We start from the raw sequence: 17263 nt of genomic DNA, 5'->3' as shown, positions 1-17263 counted from the left end.
ACCGCAAAGTCCTCGCCGCCCGCCTCTCCGACGCGCGCTTCTTCTGGGATCAGGACCGCAAGACTGCGCTGGCCGATCAGGCCAAGAAGCTTGAACGCATCACCTTCCACGAAAAGCTCGGCACCTTGGCCGACAAAGTCGAACGCGTCGCCAAACTCGCCCGCTGGCTGGTGGAGGAAGGCATCGTTGCCGCATCTCCCCTCCCCATTGGGGAGGGGTCGGGAGAGGGGGCTCCCACCTCGCAGGTTGAGAGCACCCCCACCCAACCCTCCCCCGAACGGGGGAGGGCTTCGCTCGCCGATCAAGCCGAACTCGCCGCCCGCCTCTGCAAGGTCGATCTCGTCACCGAAATGGTCGGCGAATTCCCCGAACTCCAAGGCCTGATGGGCGGCTACTACGCCCGCGCCGAAGGCCTGCCCGAAGCCGTCGCCGACGCCATCCGCGATCACTACAAACCAGTCGGACAGGTCGACGACGTGCCCACCGCGCCGGTGGCCGTGGCCGTGGCGCTGGCGGATAAGCTGGATACGATTTTCTGCTTCTTTGCAGTCAACGAGGTTCCGACTGGCTCAAAGGATCCCTTTGCTCTTCGACGCGCAGCTCTCGGCGTCATCGCCATAATCTGCTCATCAAATTTAAGATTTGAGCTCTTGGCGGCGCTAGAGTTTATGGCGGTAAATCGCGGACCGTTGCACTGGAAAATGGCAGCTCAAGCTCTGCTCGAAACCAAAGGGCAGCCGAGACTATTTGAACCTGAGTCGATGTCCGAGATAGCGGATATCTATCAACGAACTCGCGAAACGCTCGTGAATTTCTTCGCCGACCGCCTCAAAGTCCAGCAGCGCGAGGCAGGCGTCCGCCACGACCTGATCGACGCGGTGTTCGCGCTCGGCGGCGAGGACGATCTCGTCCGCCTGCTCGCCCGCGTCCATGCGTTGCAGGCCTTCGTCACCACCGAGGACGGCACCAACCTGCTCGCGGGCTACAAGCGTGCGGCGAATATCCTCAAGAAAGAGGGCTACACTTCTGCCCCCCTCCCCGTTGGGGAGGGGTCGGGGGAGGGGTATCCCACGTCTGCAAGTGCAGCGCACCCCCACCCAACCCTCCCCCGAACGGGGGAGGGCTATCAGGCTGAGCCCGCCGAAGCCGCGCTCATCGCCGCGCTTGCCGCCGCCGAACCGCAAGTCGAAACCGCCATCGCCGCCGAGGACTTCACCGCCGCGATGGCCGCGCTTGCCTCGTTGCGCGCGCCAATTGACGCTTTTTTTGAGCATGTTACGGTCAACGATGCCGACCCGGTCAAGCGGGCCGCGCGGCTTGGTCTGCTCGATCAGTTTCGTGCTGCGGTGCACAAAGTAGCAGACTTTTCACGAATCGAAGGCTAATCGGCGACGCAGCGCCATTTGCAATATCGGTGGCAGACCCGGATCACAGGAGCATCGCTTCCCAATGAGCGCATACCTATTCCACTTCGGCGGCGGTGCAGTCTCCAGCGATCCGCGTTCGCGCGACAAGACGATCACCGGCGGCAAGGGTGCCAATCTGGCGGAAATGGCCGGGATCGGCCTGCCGGTGCCTCCTGGCTTCTCGATCAGCACCGAGGTCTGCACCGCCTATAATGCCGCGGGCAAGAGCTTCGACGACGAGATTCGTGCAGGCGTTGCCGATGGCATCGCGCATATCGAAAAAGCCACAGGCCGTGTGTTCGGCGATCCTGTCAATCCATTGCTCGTCTCGGTCCGCTCGGGAGCGCGCGTTTCGATGCCGGGCATGATGGACACCGTGCTCAATCTCGGCCTCAACGACGATACCGTCGCGGGCCTTGCCGCAGGATCGGGCGATCCGCGCTTTGCCTGGGACAGCTACCGCCGCTTCGTGCAGATGTATTCGGATGTGGTGCTTGGTCTCGATCATCACCGGTTCGAGGATGCGCTTGAAATCGTCAAGGAAGACAACGGGTTTTACGCCGATGTTGAACTGAGCGCGGAGCATTGGCAGGCGCTGGTGGCGCAGTACAAGGCGATCGTGCTCGAGGAACTGGGCCGCCCATTCCCGCAGGATGTGCACGAGCAACTGTGGGGCGCGATCGGCGCGGTGTTCGATTCGTGGGAAAGCGACCGCGCGCGCGTCTATCGCCGCCTGAACGACATTCCTGCCACCTGGGGCACTGCGGTCAATGTGCAGGCGATGGTCTTTGGCAACATGGGCGATACTTCGGCCACTGGCGTAGCCTTCACCCGCGATCCCGCCACCGGCGAGCGCGCCTATTACGGCGAATGGCTGGTCAATGCGCAAGGCGAGGATGTCGTCGCTGGCATCCGCACCCCGCAATACCTGACCAAGGCCGCGCGCGAACGCGCAGGGGCAAAGCCGCTCTCGATGGAAGAGGTGATGCCGGATGCTTATGCCGAGCTCGCCGCCGTTTTCGACCTGCTGGAACGTCATTACAAAGACATGCAGGATATTGAATTCACAGTCGAACAGGGCAAACTGTGGATGCTGCAGACCCGTTCGGGCAAGCGCACCGCCAAGGCCGCGCTCAAGATGGCGGTGGACATGGTCCACGAAGGCCTGATCGACGAGGCGACCGCCATACGCCGCATCGATCCGATGGCGCTCGATCAGCTGCTCCACCCTACGCTCGATCCCGCCGCGGTGCGCGAAGTGTTGACGCGCGGTTTGCCAGCTTCGCCCGGCGCGGCGTCGGGCGTTGTGGTGTTCGATGCCGATTCGGCCGAGCGGCGCGCGCAACTGGGCGAGAGCGTGATCCTTGTGCGGGTTGAGACCTCACCTGAGGATATTCACGGAATGCACGCGGCCAAGGGCATTCTGACTGCGCGCGGCGGCATGACCAGCCATGCTGCCGTGGTGGCGCGCGGCATGGGCCGTCCTTGCGTTTCGGGCGCATCGGGCCTGTCGATCGACATGCATTCGCGCACCGCCAAGATCGGTGGGCGCAGCGTGAGCGAAGGCGAAGTGATCACGCTCGATGGATCGAACGGCGAAGTGATGGCGGGGCTCGTGCCCACCGTCGAACCCGAGCTGGTCGGCGATTTTGGCACGCTGATGGTTTGGGCCGACAAGCACCGCCGCATGAAAGTGCGGGCGAACGCGGAAACGCCGCTCGATTGCCAGGTCGCGCTGCAATTCGGCGCAGAAGGCATCGGGCTGTGCCGCACCGAACACATGTTTTTCGAAGCGGGTCGTATCTCGCTGGTTCGGCAGATGATTCTGGCGGAAGACGAGGCCACCCGCCGCCGCGCGCTGGAGGGGCTGCTGCCCGAACAGCGCGCAGATTTCACCGGGATTTTCGAAGTCATGGCGGGTCTTCCGGTGACGATCCGGCTGCTCGATCCGCCGCTGCACGAGTTTCTGCCGCACGGCGACGGCGAATTTGCCGAGCTTTCGGAGGCCACGGGTCTGGGCGTCGACCACCTCAAGCGCCGCGCCGAGGAATTGCACGAGTTCAACCCGATGCTCGGCCATCGCGGCTGCCGCCTTGGCATCACGTTCCCCGAGATTTACGAGATGCAGGCACGCGCGATTTTCGAGGCGGCGTGCGATGTCGCGGAAAAATCGGGCGAAGCGGTCGTGCCCGAAGTGATGATCCCGCTGGTCGCCACGCGGCGCGAGCTCGAAATCCTGCGCGCGCTGGTCGACCGGCAGGCGCAAGCCGTGTTTGCGGAAAAGAAGCGCACGCTCGAATACCTCGTCGGCACGATGATCGAGCTGCCGCGCGCCGCGCTGATGGCGGGCGAGATTGCCGAGGAAGCGATGTTCTTCTCGTTCGGAACCAATGACTTGACCCAGACAACGCTAGGCGTTTCGAGGGACGATGCGGCGCGGTTCCTCGGGCCTTATGTCGAACAGGGGATCTATCCGCGCGATCCGTTCGTCAGCCTCGATATCGAGGGTGTGGGCCAGCTGGTCGAACTGGCGGCGGAGCGCGGGCGCAAGACCCGGCCTGAAATCAAACTGGGCATCTGCGGCGAGCATGGTGGCGATCCGGCTTCGATCGCGTTCTGCGAAAAGATCGGCCTCGATTATGTCTCGGCCAGCCCTTACCGCGTGCCCATCGCGCGGCTTGCAGCAGCGCAGGCGGCATTGGGCTGAGCGGTCAGAATTTGGGAGGGCGAATCGCGCGCGCCCAACCGCTAAGCGTCAATATCTCGAAGCGTTCTGTAACTCGGCCATCGGCGTCGGCTGCTTCGGCAAAGGCTTGCGCCGCCCGGCGGTAGCCCGCCTTGCCCAGAGGCGGTGCAGGGCTGGCAAGGCAATTGCCGAGGCCTTGCTCGCGCAAGTCGCCCACCAGTCGCTCCAGCGAGCCGAAGCGCACGTCCAACGTGCGGCTATCCACCACCGGATCGGCAAAGCCGGTTCGTTGCAGCAATTGCCCGCCCGCGCGCACATCGACCTGCGGATGGATGCGTGCGGCGGGCTGGTCGCCGTCGGCGGCGAACATGATGGCGCGCAGCTTGGGCAGGCTGCCCGCGCCGATCATGCTGATCATGGCAAGGCCGCCCGGGGCGAGCATCGCGCGCAGATGCACCAGCGCGCCCGGCAGATCGTTGACCGTGGCCAGCGTGCCGACGTTGACGCAAAGGTCGAAGGCGCCGGGAAATGGACGGGGCAGCGCTTCATCGATGGCAATTTCGCCGCCAATTTCGCGGGGCGCAGGCTGCGGATCGGCGCGCACCACGGCGCAGCCGCGCGCGGCCAGCGCGGAGGAAATGGCGCCGGTTATGTCGCCTTCGACCAGCGCGCGCGCGGGCTCGTGGCGCAAGAAGGCCAGCCGTTCGAGCACGTCTTCGGCCATGTCATCGGCGATGTAGCGCGCGGCTCCCTCCTGCTGCTGCAAGCGGCGCATGCGGCGGCGCGCCTGGGCCCGGCGCGGGGCCGAAAAGATCGTGGGGGGAAGCGATGTCATCGCCGCTGCCCTGCCGCGTTGCAGGCGGCTTGCCAAGAGCTTCGCGGCGCATGACAACGACAGCAATGGCCGAAGCTCTCTCCCTCACGCCGCTGATCGATCTGGTGTTTCCGCCGCGCTGCCCGCTTTGCGGCGAAGCGCTGGCGAGCCAGGGGGGGCTGTGCGCCGCATGCTGGAGCAAGCTGGCGATCCCGGGAGACCCGGCCTGCGCGCGGTGCCAGCGCCCGCTGCCCGATTCGGCCGAGGCAGCGGGCGCGGATGGCGCGGCGGGGGAAGGATCCGTTTGCGCACCGTGCATGGCCAATCCGCCGCGCCATCAGGGGATTGCGGCGGCAACGCTCTATAACGAGGCGTCGCGCAATCTGGTGCTGGCGTTCAAGCGCGGGCGGCGCATTGCGCTGGCAGGGTTGCTGGTGCGGCTGATGCTCCAGCGCATCCCTGCGCTTGAGGGGGAATGGCTGGTGGTGCCGGTGCCGCTGCACCGCTGGCGGCTATGGGCGCGGGGGTTCAACCAGTCCGCCTTGCTGGCGGGGCGCATCGCGGCGGCGCTTTCTCAACCGCTACTGGTTGATGGCTTGGTCCGCACCCGCCGCACCCGGACGCTGGGCGGGCTGGGGCTGCGCGCGCGCGCGGCGGAGGTTGCCGGCGCGATTGCGCCCCATCGGCGGCATCTGGCGCGGCTGCGCGGGGCCAATGTGCTGCTTGTCGATGATGTCCTGACCACTGGCGCGACCAGCGATGCCTGCATCAAGGCGCTGCGCAAGGCGGGCGCGGGGCAGGTGCGGATTGCCTGTTTTGCCAGAGTGCTGGACACGGCGCTTGATCAAGCCCAGCGCGGGAGCGATTTTCCGCCCGCCTAACACGAAGCGCCCGAAGCGCGGTGGCTCCGGGCGTTCCGGTGACGATTATCGCAGGCGTCTCGCGCTTATCGCGCAAAGGGTAATCCCCGTATTACCAACGCCGTAACTGTTGTATGCCGTAAGCTCATCCCGCCATGCCGTTACCAGCCTGACAAGTAGCCAACCAACCCCTCGTTGTTCCCCGAACTTCGGCTTTTTTCGCGCTGCCTTGCGGCAGTGCAAATGCAGTTCCCTCAAACCGCACTGCCCTTATCAGGCATAGTTTCGGTCGGGGAAAGGCGATTGTTAGGCAGGCGTGGATTTTTAGTGCATGTTGTGGTTATCCTGCAACAAAGTACCAGTTGGTAGCGCATTTTGCGGAGAGGGTTTCGTCATTTCAGATTCGAATCGCGAAGCCTTGCTGCGCGAGCAAGGCACCGTCTTCATGCCGAAGTACGATTCGGCAGGGCTCCTCACTGCGGTGGTGGTCGATCATGCCAGCGGGCGCTTGCTGATGGTGGCGCACATGAATGCCGAGGCGATCGCGCTGACCCGCGAGACCGGTTTGGCGCACTTTCACTCGCGTTCGCGCGGCCGGTTGTGGATGAAGGGCGAAACATCGGGACATGTCCTGCGGGTCGCCGAAATCCGGGTCGATTGCGATCAGGACGCGCTCGAAGTGCGCGTCGATGCGGCGGGTCCTGCCTGCCATACCTTGGCACCGAGCTGCTTTTACCGGCGGTTGGAGCCGGAGGGCACGCTCGCGGCGCTTGCTGGTTGACGCTTACGTAAAGGTTAGTTAGGGAAAAGGGCATGTCATCGCTGCCCGCCGAACCGAATCGCGACCATACCGGCCACCTGCATCAACCCGATTCGCTGCTCCGCGACAGCTTCACCATTTCCGACCTGTCGGCGGAATTCGGCGTAACGGCGCGGGCTTTGCGGTTTTACGAAGACGAAGGCCTGATCGCGCCGACCCGGCATGGTTTGACACGGATTTACAGCGCACGCGACCGGGCGCGGCTGGCCTGGATTATGCGCGCGAAGAATGTCGGTTTCAGCCTGTCTGAAATCCGTGACATGATCGATCTATACGATCTGGGTGATGGCCGCGCGAAGCAGCGCCGGGTGACGATCGCCAAATGCCGCGAGCGGATCGAAAACCTGCAAACGCAGCAGACCGATATCGCCGCCACGATAGCCGAACTGACCAGCTTCGTTGCCTTGCTGGTCGAACGCGAAAAGGCCGAAGGGCGAGCGCCCGACGCCATCAAGGAGCAGGATCAATGACGGTATTCAAAGCCCCGACGCGCGACACCCGGTTTGTCGTCAATGAACTGTTGCAGCTGGAAAGTTATGGCAATCTGCCCGGTTTCGCCGCCGCCACCCGGGATTTGACCGACACCGTGATCGAAGAGGCCGGGCGCTTCGTGGGTGAGGTGCTCGCCCCGCTCAACCAGATCGGTGACCGCGAGGGCTGCACCCGGCATGCCGATGGCTCGGTCACCACGCCAACAGGTTTCAAGGAAGCCTATGCCAAATATGTCGAGTCCGGCTGGGGCACGCTTGCTGCTCCCGAAGTCTGGGGCGGGCAGGCGCTGCCCCATGTGATGAGCTTCATGATGGAGGAATATCTGTGCAGCGCCAATCAGGCGTTCGCGATGTACCCCGGCCTTGCCAATGGCGCGATCGCGGCGATCGTTGCAAAGGGTTCGCCGGAGCAGCAGGCGACCTATCTGCCCAATATGGTCAGCGGCCACTGGCTGGGCACGATGAACCTGACCGAGCCGCATTGCGGCACCGATCTCGGCCTCATCCGCACCCGTGCCGAGCCGCAGTCCGATGGTTCTTATGCGATCACGGGAACCAAGATCTTCATTTCGGCGGGCGACCATGACCTGTCGGAAAACATCATCCATCTGGTGCTGGCCAAGACCCCCGGCGCGCCCGAATCGAGCAAGGGGATCTCGCTGTTCATCGTGCCGAAGTTCCTCGTCGAAGACGATGGTTCGCTCGGTCTCAGAAACAGCGTGTCGGTGGGCTCGATCGAACACAAGATGGGCATCAATGGCAACGCCACCTGCGTGATGAACTATGACGAGGCCAAGGGCTGGCTGGTCGGCGAGGAGAACAAGGGACTGGCTGCAATGTTCATCATGATGAACGCGGCGCGGCTGGGCGTGGGCATTCAGGGGCTGGGGCAGGCCGAGGCCGCTTACCAGAATGCGGTGGTCTATGCGCTGGAGCGCCGCCAGGGCCGCGCGTTGACCGGCCCGGCGGAGCCGCAGCAGAAGGCCGACCAGATCATCGTCCATCCCGATGTGCGGCGCATGCTGATGGATGCACGCACTTTCATCGAGGGCATGCGCGCGCTTTGCATGTGGGGGGCGCTGCAAGTCGATCTCACGCACAAGGCGGCGAGCGAGGAGCAGCGGCAGGAAGCCGACGACCTGATCAGCCTGCTCACCCCGGTGATCAAGGGGTATGGCACGGACATGGGCTACAAGACCACGACCGACATGCAGCAGGTCTGGGGCGGGCACGGCTATATCGCGGATAACGGAATGGACCAGTTCGTGCGCGATGTGCGCATCGCGATGATCTATGAAGGCGCGAACGGCGTGCAGGCGATGGATCTGGCCGGGCGCAAGCTGGCGCAGAACGGCGGACGCGCGGTGCAGCGCTTGTTCAAACTGATCGACGAGGAATGCGCCGAGGCTTCGGATCATGCCGCAGTGCGCCTGACGGCCGAGCGCCTGAGCGAGGTCAATGCCGAGCTTAAAGCCGCGACGATGTGGTTCATGCACAATGCCATGGCCAATCCCGACAATCTGGGCGCGGGCGCATATGCCTATATGACGCTGACGGGGATTGCCTCGCTCGGGCTGATGTGGCTGCGCATGGCCAAGGTTTCCGCAGCCGCGCTGGCTGGCGGCAGCGATGAGCCGCAGTTCTACGAATCCAAGCTCACTTGCGCAAAGCACTGGTCGCTGCGCTTTGCGCCGCAGGCACAGGCGCTGCGCCGCGAGATCGAGGCCGGGGCCGAGACCGTCATGGCGCTTCCCGCCGAGGCGTTTGCCGCGGCCTGAGCGTGCTTGGGCGGCGGGAGGTTCCCGCCGCCTGCGTTCATTCGGGCAGGAAGTCCGGCACCGAAAGGTAACGCTCGCCGGTATCGTAGTTGAAACCCAGCACCCGGCTGCCGGCGGGCAGATCGGGCAGCTTCTGGGCGATCGCGGCCAGGGTCGCACCCGAGCTGATGCCCACCAGCACGCCTTCCTCGCGCGCGCTACGCCGCGCCCACTCCTTGGCGTGCGCCGGATCGACCTGAATCGCGCCTTCGATGCATCGCGTGTGGAGGTTGGCCGGAATGAACCCCGCGCCGATCCCCTGGATCGGGTGCGGCGCGGGTTGCCCGCCGGAAATCACTGGCGAGAGCGTCGGTTCGACCGCCCAGGCCTGCATCGCCGGCCAGTGCTTCTTGAGCTCTTCCGCGCAGCCGGTCAGATGTCCGCCGGTGCCGACCCCGGTGATCATTGCATCGATCGGGGTATCGGCAAAATCTGCGAGAATTTCCTGTGCCGTTGTCGCCACATGCACCGCGATGTTGGCAGGGTTGTCGAACTGGCTGGGCATCCATGAACCGGGCGTTTCAGCAATGATTTCGAGCGCGCGAGCGATGGCACCCTTCATGCCCTTTTCGCGAGGCGTGAGATCGAAAGTCGCGCCGTATGCCAGCATCAGCCGCCGCCGCTCAAGCGACATCGACTCGGGCATCACCAGCACCAGCCGGTAGCCCTTGACCGCCGCCACCATGGCAAGGCCGATGCCGGTATTGCCCGAAGTCGGCTCGACGATCGTGCCGCCTGGCTTCAAGCTGCCATCCGCCTCCGCCGTCTCGATCATGGCGAGCGCGATGCGGTCCTTGATCGAGCCGCCGGGATTGGCGCGCTCACTCTTGATCCATATTTCGTGATCGGGAAACAGCCGCGCCATGCGGATATGCGGGGTATTGCCGATGCTCGCCAGAATCGAATCCGCTTTCATGACATTTGTTCCTTGGCCTTCATGGTTGGCGATAGGCTGCTGCGAAAGTGCGCGCGCGGCGCAGCTCGGGAAACCAGATCGCCCAAACTCCCGTCACAACTATGGCACCAACACCGCCAAACACAACCGCGCCGGTTGCGCCGAGCAGCGCGGCGGCGAGGCCCGACTGCATTTCGCCAAGCTCGTTTGAGGCAGAGATGGCAAGGCCCGAGATCGAAGAGACGCGCCCGCGCATGGCATCGGGCGTATGCAGCTGGACCAGAGTGTTGCGGATGAACACAGAGATCATGTCCGCCCCGTCGAGCAAGGCCAGCATCAGCAGCGACAGGGCAAAATTGCGCGACAGCCCGAAGCCGATGGTGGCCGCGCCGAAAAGGACAACGGCGAGCAGCATTTTGGTGCCTACCTCGCGCTCAATCGGGCGGCGCGAGAGCAGAAAAGCCACCAGCGCCGCACCCGCGCCGGGCGCGGCGCGCATGATCCCGAGGCCATTGGCCCCCACCGGCTGGCCATTCACCATAAGGATGTCGCGCGCATAGACCGGAAGGAGCGCGGTCGCACCGCCCAGCAGCACTGCGAACAAATCAAGACTGATGCAGCCCAGCAGAAACCGGTCGCGCGAGACGAAGCTGAACCCGCCGATGATCTGTTGCAGAGGGGCCATCTTGCGGTTTTCGGCCGGCGGCGGAAGGCGGCGGACCGACAGGATCGCAAGCGCGGAACAGGCCAGCAGCACGCCCGATGTGATATAGGGAGCGGCCGGAAGCACCGCGAACAGCAATCCGGCGATGGCGGGGCCGGCCACGGAGCCCATCTGCCAGGCGATCGAACTGATCGCGATGGCCCGGGGCATCAGCGGCGCAGGCACGATATTGGGCGCTATCGCGCTGAGCGCAGGGCCCATGAACACCCGCGCCGTGCCGTGGCAGGCAGCCAATACAAACAGCAGCGGCAGGCTGAGCAAACCGAAGTACGTCGTGAAGGCCAGCGTCAGCGCGACCCCCATATCCAGCCCCATGGCGAGGGCTCCCACTCTGCGGCGATCAAACCGGTCGGCCGCAAGCCCCGCCAGCGGGGTGAGCAGGAACAGCGGCAGGAACTGCGCGAGGCCAAACAGTCCAAGCTGGAACGCCGCCGCGCCGATGCTCATGCCATATGGACCGCGCGCGATATCGTAAAGCTGGTAGCCCAGCACCACCACCATCCCGGTCGTCGCGAACACCGAGAGGAACCGGGCCATCCAATAGCGCCGGTAATCTGGAATGGCCCACGGCGAGCGGGGATCATCTAAAGTGCTTGATGCAGGCGTCTCATCAACTGCGTTGGCAGGGCGGCGGGGTTTTGCCAAGCAAGCAAAACCCCGCTGCCTGTTAGATTTTCAGCGTGACCGTCATGCGGATATTGCGCCCCGCGATGGGCACGAAATCCCGCGTCTCGGAAGTGGCCAGGCGGCCCACTTCATCGAGCAGGTTTTCGCCCGAAAGAATGAACGCGAAGGCACCGTTCTTGCCGCGCGGCCGCCAGGTCAGGCTGGCATTGACGAGTGTGAACGCGCCGACCGGGATTTCATTGGTGGCAACCCGGTTTTGCCGCGTATTGTGGACCGCCTCGGCATTGGCCCCGAAGCGGTCAGCCTCGAAGGTGATCCCGCCGCGAACCCGCAGCGGCGGAATGCGCGGGGCCGGGCCAACGCCAGTCAGCCGCGCATGGATATAGTCGACCGCGCCCTCGAGCGAGAGCGCGCTGCCATCTTCCCAGCGGATCGCCTTCCATGCGCCTTCCGCTTCGAATCCGCGGAACCGCGCATTGGTCTGAATGAATTGAAAGGCCGGGACGTCCTCGATGATCGTGCCAGTCGGAACCGGGGCGATGAAGTTGGTGAAATCGGTGGCATAGGCGGTCACCGCTCCGGCAAAGCGGTCGTCGTGATAGCGCAGGCCGATCTCGATCGTATTGCTGCGCTCGGTCGCGAACGCCGGATTGCCGCGTTCATAGGATTGGGTGGCCTCGTGGACGCCGTCGATAAACAGCTCTTCCGGACTCGGCGCGCGTTCGCCATGCGTAGCCGAGAGGCTGAGCGCCACGCTCTCGACGGGATGCCAGGCGATGCCGAGGCCGCCTGCGATCAGGCCAAAGCTGCGGCGAGGCGCATCGGTTGGCCGGATATCGACATGTTCAAGCCGCCCGCTGGCTTCGAGATCGACGGCGCCGAGGCTCAATTGCTGCCGGGTGAAGCCTGCGATGCGGTGGGTCAGCGAATTGGGCACCAGCGGCTCGCCGTCGATGCTGAAATCGCGCAATCCGAATTGAATGCCGCTTTCGCCGCGCCAGCCGCCTTGCCGCGCCTGGACAAGAACCAGCCGCGATTCGATCGCCGAATTGAAAAAGCGGGCTTCCTCCTCGCCATCGACCAGTTCGGCATGGGTGTAATCGCCGTAGGCCGCCCGAAAATCGAGCCGTTCGAAAAACCCGCCGAGGTTCAACTGCGTGCGCAGATCATAGCGGGTCTGGCGCAGCGCGATCGAGACCGGCCCTTCCGATTCGGCAGAGGGGCGCGGCGGGATACCATAATCACTGGTCAAACGCTGGACGGAGACGCCGATTGATCCGCCCGCATCGATGAAGGCAAGGCCAGCGCCGAGCGTGGTGCCGCGCGCCCATGAATTGGCGAGGCGTCCGCGGGCGTCCGCCTGGGTGCGCAGGCTGTCGGCCCCGGCAAGATCGCCTTCGCCCGCCAGTTCAGCGGCTTGCGCAAGCGTTCTGGCGCGCAGCTGCCCGGACAGAACATTGCCGCCAATGCGCAGATCGCCTGCCCGGTTGTAAGACGCGTCAAAATGGGCCGCAAGGCGCGGCGCAAGCCGCACATCGAGTGTGCCGGCCAGATTGACCGCGTCGGCTGCGGTTCCGTAGCCCGCCACGGCGTTGGCGCTGATCGCCTGATCGGGCACGCGCCGGGGAATGCGCCGTTCAAGCGCATTGACCGCGCCGGCCGCCGGATCGGCCGCATAGAGCAGCACTGCGGGGCCATGCAGCACATCGATCTGTTCGACATTGAGCGTATCGATTGCCACGCCATGATCGACCGAAACAGCCGAGGCATCGAGCGAGCCGAGCCCGTCGGTGAGCACCTGCACGCGCGGGCCGTCAAACCCGCGCAGCACCGGGCGCGAGGCACCGGGGGCAAATCCAGTCGCCGAGACGCCGGGCAGATGGGCCAGAACCGTGCCGATCTGCCCGGCCATGCGGCGCGCGAGTTCTTCGCCCGATATCACGACCGGCGCGACAATCGCATCCCGGTCGCCAGAAATCAGCCGCCCGGTGACGATGATGGGAGGATGGCCAGCTTCGTCCTGCTGCAATGCGGTGATCACATCGGCGGAAGTCGGCGGGGTAGGGGTGCTTTGCGCCCATGCAGTTTGCACTGGATAGAGCACAAGCCCGCTGAGCGCGGCGGCGTAAAGTGTTGGCTTCATGTCGGAATCATCGCACCTGGGGGGTTGAACCTGAGGTGTCTTTAGTGGTTATGATATAATATCACAAGAGCTTTCGAGCCGATTGTCAATTGGACCGGGCAGTGCCGCCCGTTAGTCTTTGATTTAGCTCGCGCGCTGGAGCTTGGGGTTGGGTTGCATGGCCTTGATCATGCGCATGAAGTCATCGAGGCGAATGATCCGCTCGAACTGGAAGCCGGCGCGTTCGCCTTCGATCCAGACCACAAATGCTTCGATTCGGCCGATCTGGCTGAGCCGCACGGTGATTCGCTCGCCGCGGCCCAGCGCGATCTCGCCGCGCACCATGAACCCGGTGGTCGAGATATTGATCACATTGAGGGCAATGTCGCCGAGGCGGCGATGCTCGCCGATCATCGGCAAGTCCACCGGATGGCGAGTCGAACTACGCTGGTCGGTTACTGAAAGCTGCGCGCCGCCGGACATTGTTGCTCCTCGCCTTGGCAATGGGTGAGCGCGTTATGGCCATCGAGTGGCTTACATTTGGTAAAGGCAAGACAATTCCTTGCCGGACGCGGCAAGGTGTTGCCGTCAAGCTTTGCGCAAGATGCCGTGCTTCTTCTTGCCCGAAGAAATGCGCACTTCGACATCGGTGATGGCGATGACGTGCGCCTCGTCCAGCACCACCACGCCATCGACTCGGGCACCGCCGCCCGCCACGAGCCGCTTGGCCTCGCCCCGGCTGGCCGCAAAGCCAAGCCCCATCAGCGCATCGATGAGCGAGATCGCGGCATCTGCGCAGGCATGCGTGGGCAAATCCTGCCCCATGCCGCCGCCCGCAAAAGTGGCCGCAGCGGTCGCTTCGGCGGCGCGCGCGGCGTCCTCGCCGCGCACCAGCCGGGTCACTTCGTTCGCCAGCACGACTTTTGCTGCATTGATCCCGCTGCCGTCCGCCGCTTCCAACTCGGCAATTCGCTCCAGCGGCAGATCGGTGAACAAGCGCAGAAAACGCCCGACATCGCGATCATCGGTGTTGCGCCAGAATTGCCAGAAATCATAAGCGGGCAGCGCGTCTTCGTTGAGCCAGACCGCCCCCGCCGCCGTCTTGCCCATCTTTGCGCCGTCGGCCGTGGTGAGCAGCGGGGTGGTGAGGCCAAACACCTCGGTGGCTTCCATCCGCCGCGTCAGCTCGATCCCGTTGACGATATTGCCCCACTGGTCCGACCCGCCCATCTGCAGGCGGCAGCCGCGTGTCATCGCCAGTTCGCGAAAATCGTAGGCTTGCAGGATCATGTAGTTGAATTCGAGAAAGGTCAGCGGCTGTTCGCGCTCGAGCCGCAGCTTGACCGAATCGAAGGTCAGCATGCGGTTGATCGTGAAATGCGGGCCGACGGTGCGCAGCAGCTCGACATAGCCGAGCGCCGAGAGCCAATCGTCGTTATCGACCATTACCGCGTCGGTCGGACCATCGCCGAACGCCAGCAGCCGCTCGAACACCGTGCGGATCGAGGCGATATTGGCCTTGATGTCCTCGCCGGTCAGCATGCGCCGGCTTTCGTCCTTGCCCGAAGGATCGCCAACTTTGGTGGTGCCGCCGCCCATCAGTACGATCGGTTTGTGCCCGGCTTGCTGCAGGCGGCGCAGCATCATGATCTGCACCAGGCTGCCGACATGGAGCGATGGCGCGGTTGCATCGAAGCCGATATAGCCCGGCACCACGCCAGCGCTGGCCAGCGTGTCGAGACCTTCGCCATCGGTCAGCTGATGGATATAGCCGCGCTCATCGAGAAGGCGCAGGAGGGTGGAGCGATACTGGGTCATGGTGCAGGCGCGCCTAGCATGGAGTTTTGCGCTTGGAAACGTATCAGCTGCTCCCGCATCCGCAGCATATGCCGGTTCAGGTGTCGGCTATCGAGGCGCGGATCGTGAGGTTCGATCCGAACTGGCTTTCGCTGCGCTGGAAGGTCGAAGGTGCAGGGGCGCTGGTGCTGCCGCCGTTCGCCGGGCGGGGGCGGGCAGATGGCTTGTGGCGGACGACGTGTTTTGAGCTGTTCGTCCGCAGCGGCCGGGACGAGGGCTACGCCGAGTTCAACCTGTCGCCTTCCGAACGCTGGGCCGCGTATGATTTTGATAGGGTCCGCGACGGCATGGCGGAGCGCGCATGCCCGCACGATCCCGTCTGCACGCCGCGCGGCGGGCGGACGACGTTGATTTTTGATGCTGCCATCCCTGCTGCGGCGCTGCCGCCGCTACCGTGGCATTATGGCCTGAGCGCAGTGATCGAGGAGGCGGGCGGGCACATCTCGTTCTGGGCCATTGCGCACCCGCCGGGGCCACCTGATTTCCACAACCCGGCTTGTTTTGCCGCGCAGCTTGCCGCACCGGAGGGCCCATGAAGTTCGGAATTGATCGCCTGCTCGCTGACCCCGCCTTGCGCGCGCCGCTGGAGGGCAAACGCGTGTCGCTTGTCGCGCACCCGGCCTCGGTGACCGAAAATCTGGTCCATTCGCTCGATGCATTGGCTCAAATGGTTAACCTAAAGTTAACTTCAACATTTGGTCCGCAGCATGGTCTGCGGGGCGACAAGCAGGATAACATGATGGAAACGGACGATTTTATTGATCCGGCCCACGGCATCCCGGTGTTCAGCCTCTATGGCGAGGTGCGTCGTCCCACGCCTGCGATGATGGACAGCGCCGAGGTGTTCCTGTTCGATCTGCAAGATCTTGGCTGCCGGATCTATACCTTCGTGACGACGCTGCTCTACCTGCTGGAGGCTGTTAGCGGCACGGGCAAGGCGGTCTGGGTGCTCGATCGGCCCAATCCGGCCGGGCGCCCGGTGGAGGGCACCCTGCTGCTCCCCGGCTGGGAGAGCTTTGTCGGGGCAGGGCCCATGCCGATGCGTCACGGGATGACGTTGGGCGAGATGGGCCACTGGTTCGTCGATCATTACAAGCTCGATGTCGATTACCGCGTCATCACGATGGAAGGGTGGGAGCCGGAAGGCCCTGGCTTCGGCTGGCCGCAGGACCGCCTCTGGATCAATCCCAGCCCTAACGCCGCCAGCCTCAATATGGCGCGCGCCTATGCGGGCACGGTGATGATCGAGGGCGCGACCCTGTCCGAAGGGCGCGGCACCACCCGCCCGCTCGAAGTGCTGTTCGGCGCTCCCGATCTGGAGGCGGGAGCGGTGCTGGCCGAGATGAACCGCTTTGCGCCGCAGTGGCTGGCGGGCTGCGCGGTCCGGGAGTGCTGGTTCGAGCCGACGTTTCACAAGCACGCCGGCCAGCAATGCAGCGCGCTGATGATCCATGCCGAGGGCAGGTTCTATGATCACGCCGCGTTTCGCCCGTGGCGCTTGCAGGCGCTGGCGTTCAAGGCGATCCGGCGGCTCCATCCTGATTACCCGCTGTGGCGCGATTTTCCGTATGAGTATGTCACCGACAAGTTGGCGATCGACGTGATCAACGGCGGGCCGGGGCTGCGCGCGTGGGTTGACGATGCGGCGAGCAAGCCAGCCGATCTGGACGCGCTGGCGGGGCCGGACGAAGCGGCATGGGCCGAGCAGCGGCGCAAGTTCCTGCTTTATTGACGGGTGAGTAAGTAAAATTTTAGGGCAACTTCCCTAAACGCAGTCACGAAACGCACCTCCACTGACGGGATTTCGTGATGAGCTTTTCAATGGCGCCGAGCCAGACCGATGCCGGGTTTTTCGAACGTATCCATCTGGTCGACCGGCTTGTCGCCGCCGCCAACTTTGCCCTGGATTACTGGTGGATCTGGCCGGTGGCAGCGTTGGTGCTGTGGGCGGCGCTGCGGCTGCGCAGCCAGCATGCACTTGCCGGGAAGCTTGATGTGTTGATTGCCACTGAGAAGTGACCCGGGAGAGGCCGTAATTTCCACTGAGATTTGACCCATGTTCTGATCGTTCCCTTGGCTGGCAGTCGGGGGATCATGGAGTGATCGACATGGCGTTATTGAGTGTGATCCGCCGCTGGCATTTC

15 protein-coding genes are annotated in these 17263 nt (G+C 64.2%); 9 read left to right on the top strand and 6 right to left on the bottom strand.

The annotated features are described in order from the left end of the window. Both glyS and ppdK read left to right on the top strand, forming a co-directional pair. On the top strand, window positions 1–1385 hold a 1385-nt coding region (gene glyS, locus Q0O40_RS10355), incomplete at its 5' end, for a glycine--tRNA ligase subunit beta (RefSeq protein ID WP_295529346.1). 64 nt (window positions 1386–1449) lie between these two features. Next, on the top strand, window positions 1450–4113 hold the full coding sequence (gene ppdK, locus Q0O40_RS10350; protein WP_295529345.1) for a pyruvate, phosphate dikinase: 2664 nt from the start codon (window positions 1450–1452) through the stop codon (window positions 4111–4113). 4 nt (window positions 4114–4117) lie between these two features. Here ppdK and Q0O40_RS10345 read toward each other — a convergent pair whose 3' ends face one another. Next, the gene (locus tag Q0O40_RS10345) at window positions 4118–4927 is read right to left on the bottom strand and encodes a methyltransferase domain-containing protein (RefSeq protein ID WP_295529344.1); all 810 of its coding nucleotides are present in this window, start codon (window positions 4925–4927) and stop codon (window positions 4118–4120) included. Between the two features lie 65 nt (window positions 4928–4992). Here Q0O40_RS10345 and Q0O40_RS10340 point away from each other — a divergent pair, with 65 nt between their 5' ends. From Q0O40_RS10340 to Q0O40_RS10325, 4 genes are all read left to right on the top strand, one after another. Continuing rightward, window positions 4993–5787 carry a ComF family protein gene (locus Q0O40_RS10340; protein ID WP_295529342.1) on the top strand — a complete coding sequence of 265 codons (795 nt, stop codon included), beginning with the start codon at window positions 4993–4995 and terminating at the stop codon, window positions 5785–5787. A gap of 310 nt (window positions 5788–6097) precedes the next feature. After that, on the top strand, window positions 6098–6547 hold the full coding sequence (hisI, locus tag Q0O40_RS10335) for a phosphoribosyl-AMP cyclohydrolase (RefSeq protein WP_295529340.1): 450 nt from the start codon (window positions 6098–6100) through the stop codon (window positions 6545–6547). A 32-nt stretch (window positions 6548–6579) separates the two neighbouring features. Continuing rightward, window positions 6580–7056, top strand: a complete 477-nt coding sequence (locus Q0O40_RS10330) for a MerR family DNA-binding transcriptional regulator (RefSeq protein WP_295529338.1) — start codon at window positions 6580–6582, stop codon at window positions 7054–7056. Continuing rightward, a complete protein-coding gene (locus tag Q0O40_RS10325) occupies window positions 7053–8855 on the top strand; it encodes an acyl-CoA dehydrogenase C-terminal domain-containing protein (protein WP_295529336.1) in 1803 nt (600 codons plus the stop codon). Before Q0O40_RS10330 ends, Q0O40_RS10325 begins: the two co-directional genes overlap by 4 nt. A gap of 37 nt (window positions 8856–8892) precedes the next feature. Here the strand turns inward: Q0O40_RS10325 and cysK are convergent, their stop codons facing one another. The 5 genes from cysK to tyrS all read right to left on the bottom strand — a co-directional run bounded on the left by cysK (window position 8893) and on the right by tyrS (window position 15080). After that, window positions 8893–9810, bottom strand: coding sequence for a cysteine synthase A (cysK, locus tag Q0O40_RS10320; protein WP_295529334.1), 918 nt, complete (start codon window positions 9808–9810; stop codon window positions 8893–8895). A 19-nt stretch (window positions 9811–9829) separates the two neighbouring features. Beyond that, on the bottom strand, window positions 9830–11050 hold the full coding sequence (locus Q0O40_RS10315; RefSeq protein ID WP_295529333.1) for an MFS transporter: 1221 nt from the start codon (window positions 11048–11050) through the stop codon (window positions 9830–9832). A 130-nt stretch (window positions 11051–11180) separates the two neighbouring features. Next, complete coding sequence (locus Q0O40_RS10310; RefSeq protein ID WP_295529331.1) at window positions 11181–13283, bottom strand: TonB-dependent receptor; 2103 nt, start codon at window positions 13281–13283, stop codon at window positions 11181–11183. 123 nt (window positions 13284–13406) lie between these two features. Continuing rightward, on the bottom strand, window positions 13407–13745 hold the full coding sequence (locus tag Q0O40_RS10305) for a PilZ domain-containing protein (protein ID WP_295529329.1): 339 nt from the start codon (window positions 13743–13745) through the stop codon (window positions 13407–13409). A 105-nt stretch (window positions 13746–13850) separates the two neighbouring features. Next, window positions 13851–15080, bottom strand: coding sequence for a tyrosine--tRNA ligase (gene tyrS, locus Q0O40_RS10300; protein ID WP_295529327.1), 1230 nt, complete (start codon window positions 15078–15080; stop codon window positions 13851–13853). Between the two features lie 32 nt (window positions 15081–15112). Between tyrS and Q0O40_RS10295 the strand changes: the two genes are divergently transcribed. The 3 genes from Q0O40_RS10295 (at window position 15113) to Q0O40_RS10285 (ending at window position 17138) form a co-directional block, all read left to right on the top strand. Further along, the gene (locus Q0O40_RS10295) at window positions 15113–15655 is read left to right on the top strand and encodes a DOMON-like domain-containing protein (RefSeq protein WP_295529325.1); all 543 of its coding nucleotides are present in this window, start codon (window positions 15113–15115) and stop codon (window positions 15653–15655) included. Further along, window positions 15652–16851 carry a DUF1343 domain-containing protein gene (locus tag Q0O40_RS10290; protein ID WP_295529323.1) on the top strand — a complete coding sequence of 400 codons (1200 nt, stop codon included), beginning with the start codon at window positions 15652–15654 and terminating at the stop codon, window positions 16849–16851. Before Q0O40_RS10295 ends, Q0O40_RS10290 begins: the two co-directional genes overlap by 4 nt. A gap of 77 nt (window positions 16852–16928) precedes the next feature. After that, a complete protein-coding gene (locus Q0O40_RS10285) occupies window positions 16929–17138 on the top strand; it encodes a hypothetical protein (RefSeq protein ID WP_295529321.1) in 210 nt (69 codons plus the stop codon). The last annotated feature ends 125 nt before the right edge of the window (window positions 17139–17263 follow it).

Source organism: Novosphingobium sp. Chol11 (assembly GCF_945870625.1).
In the GTDB taxonomy this organism is placed as follows: domain Bacteria; phylum Pseudomonadota; class Alphaproteobacteria; order Sphingomonadales; family Sphingomonadaceae; genus Novosphingobium.
The sequence above is the reverse complement of the archived record's forward strand: the minus strand, read 5'-3'. Positions and strand labels throughout refer to the sequence as shown.

Bases quoted from the DNA above. Each gene is read 5' to 3' on its own strand.
- hisI (WP_295529340.1), top strand. From the start codon at position 6,098: ATGTTGTGGTTATCCTGCAACAAAGTACCAGTTGGTAGCGCATTTTGC.
- Q0O40_RS10315 (WP_295529333.1), bottom strand. From the start codon at position 11,050: ATGGCCCGGTTCCTCTCGGTGTTCGCGACGACCGGGATGGTGGTGGTG.
- Q0O40_RS10285 (WP_295529321.1), top strand. From the start codon at position 16,929: ATGAGCTTTTCAATGGCGCCGAGCCAGACCGATGCCGGGTTTTTCGAA.
- Q0O40_RS10330 (WP_295529338.1), top strand. From the start codon at position 6,580: ATGTCATCGCTGCCCGCCGAACCGAATCGCGACCATACCGGCCACCTG.
- ppdK (WP_295529345.1), top strand. From the start codon at position 1,450: ATGAGCGCATACCTATTCCACTTCGGCGGCGGTGCAGTCTCCAGCGAT.
- cysK (WP_295529334.1), bottom strand. From the start codon at position 9,810: ATGAAAGCGGATTCGATTCTGGCGAGCATCGGCAATACCCCGCATATC.
- tyrS (WP_295529327.1), bottom strand. From the start codon at position 15,080: ATGACCCAGTATCGCTCCACCCTCCTGCGCCTTCTCGATGAGCGCGGC.
- Q0O40_RS10345 (WP_295529344.1), bottom strand. From the start codon at position 4,927: ATGACATCGCTTCCCCCCACGATCTTTTCGGCCCCGCGCCGGGCCCAG.
- Q0O40_RS10340 (WP_295529342.1), top strand. From the start codon at position 4,993: ATGGCCGAAGCTCTCTCCCTCACGCCGCTGATCGATCTGGTGTTTCCG.
- Q0O40_RS10305 (WP_295529329.1), bottom strand. From the start codon at position 13,745: ATGTCCGGCGGCGCGCAGCTTTCAGTAACCGACCAGCGTAGTTCGACT.
- Q0O40_RS10325 (WP_295529336.1), top strand. From the start codon at position 7,053: ATGACGGTATTCAAAGCCCCGACGCGCGACACCCGGTTTGTCGTCAAT.
- Q0O40_RS10310 (WP_295529331.1), bottom strand. From the start codon at position 13,283: ATGAAGCCAACACTTTACGCCGCCGCGCTCAGCGGGCTTGTGCTCTAT.
- Q0O40_RS10290 (WP_295529323.1), top strand. From the start codon at position 15,652: ATGAAGTTCGGAATTGATCGCCTGCTCGCTGACCCCGCCTTGCGCGCG.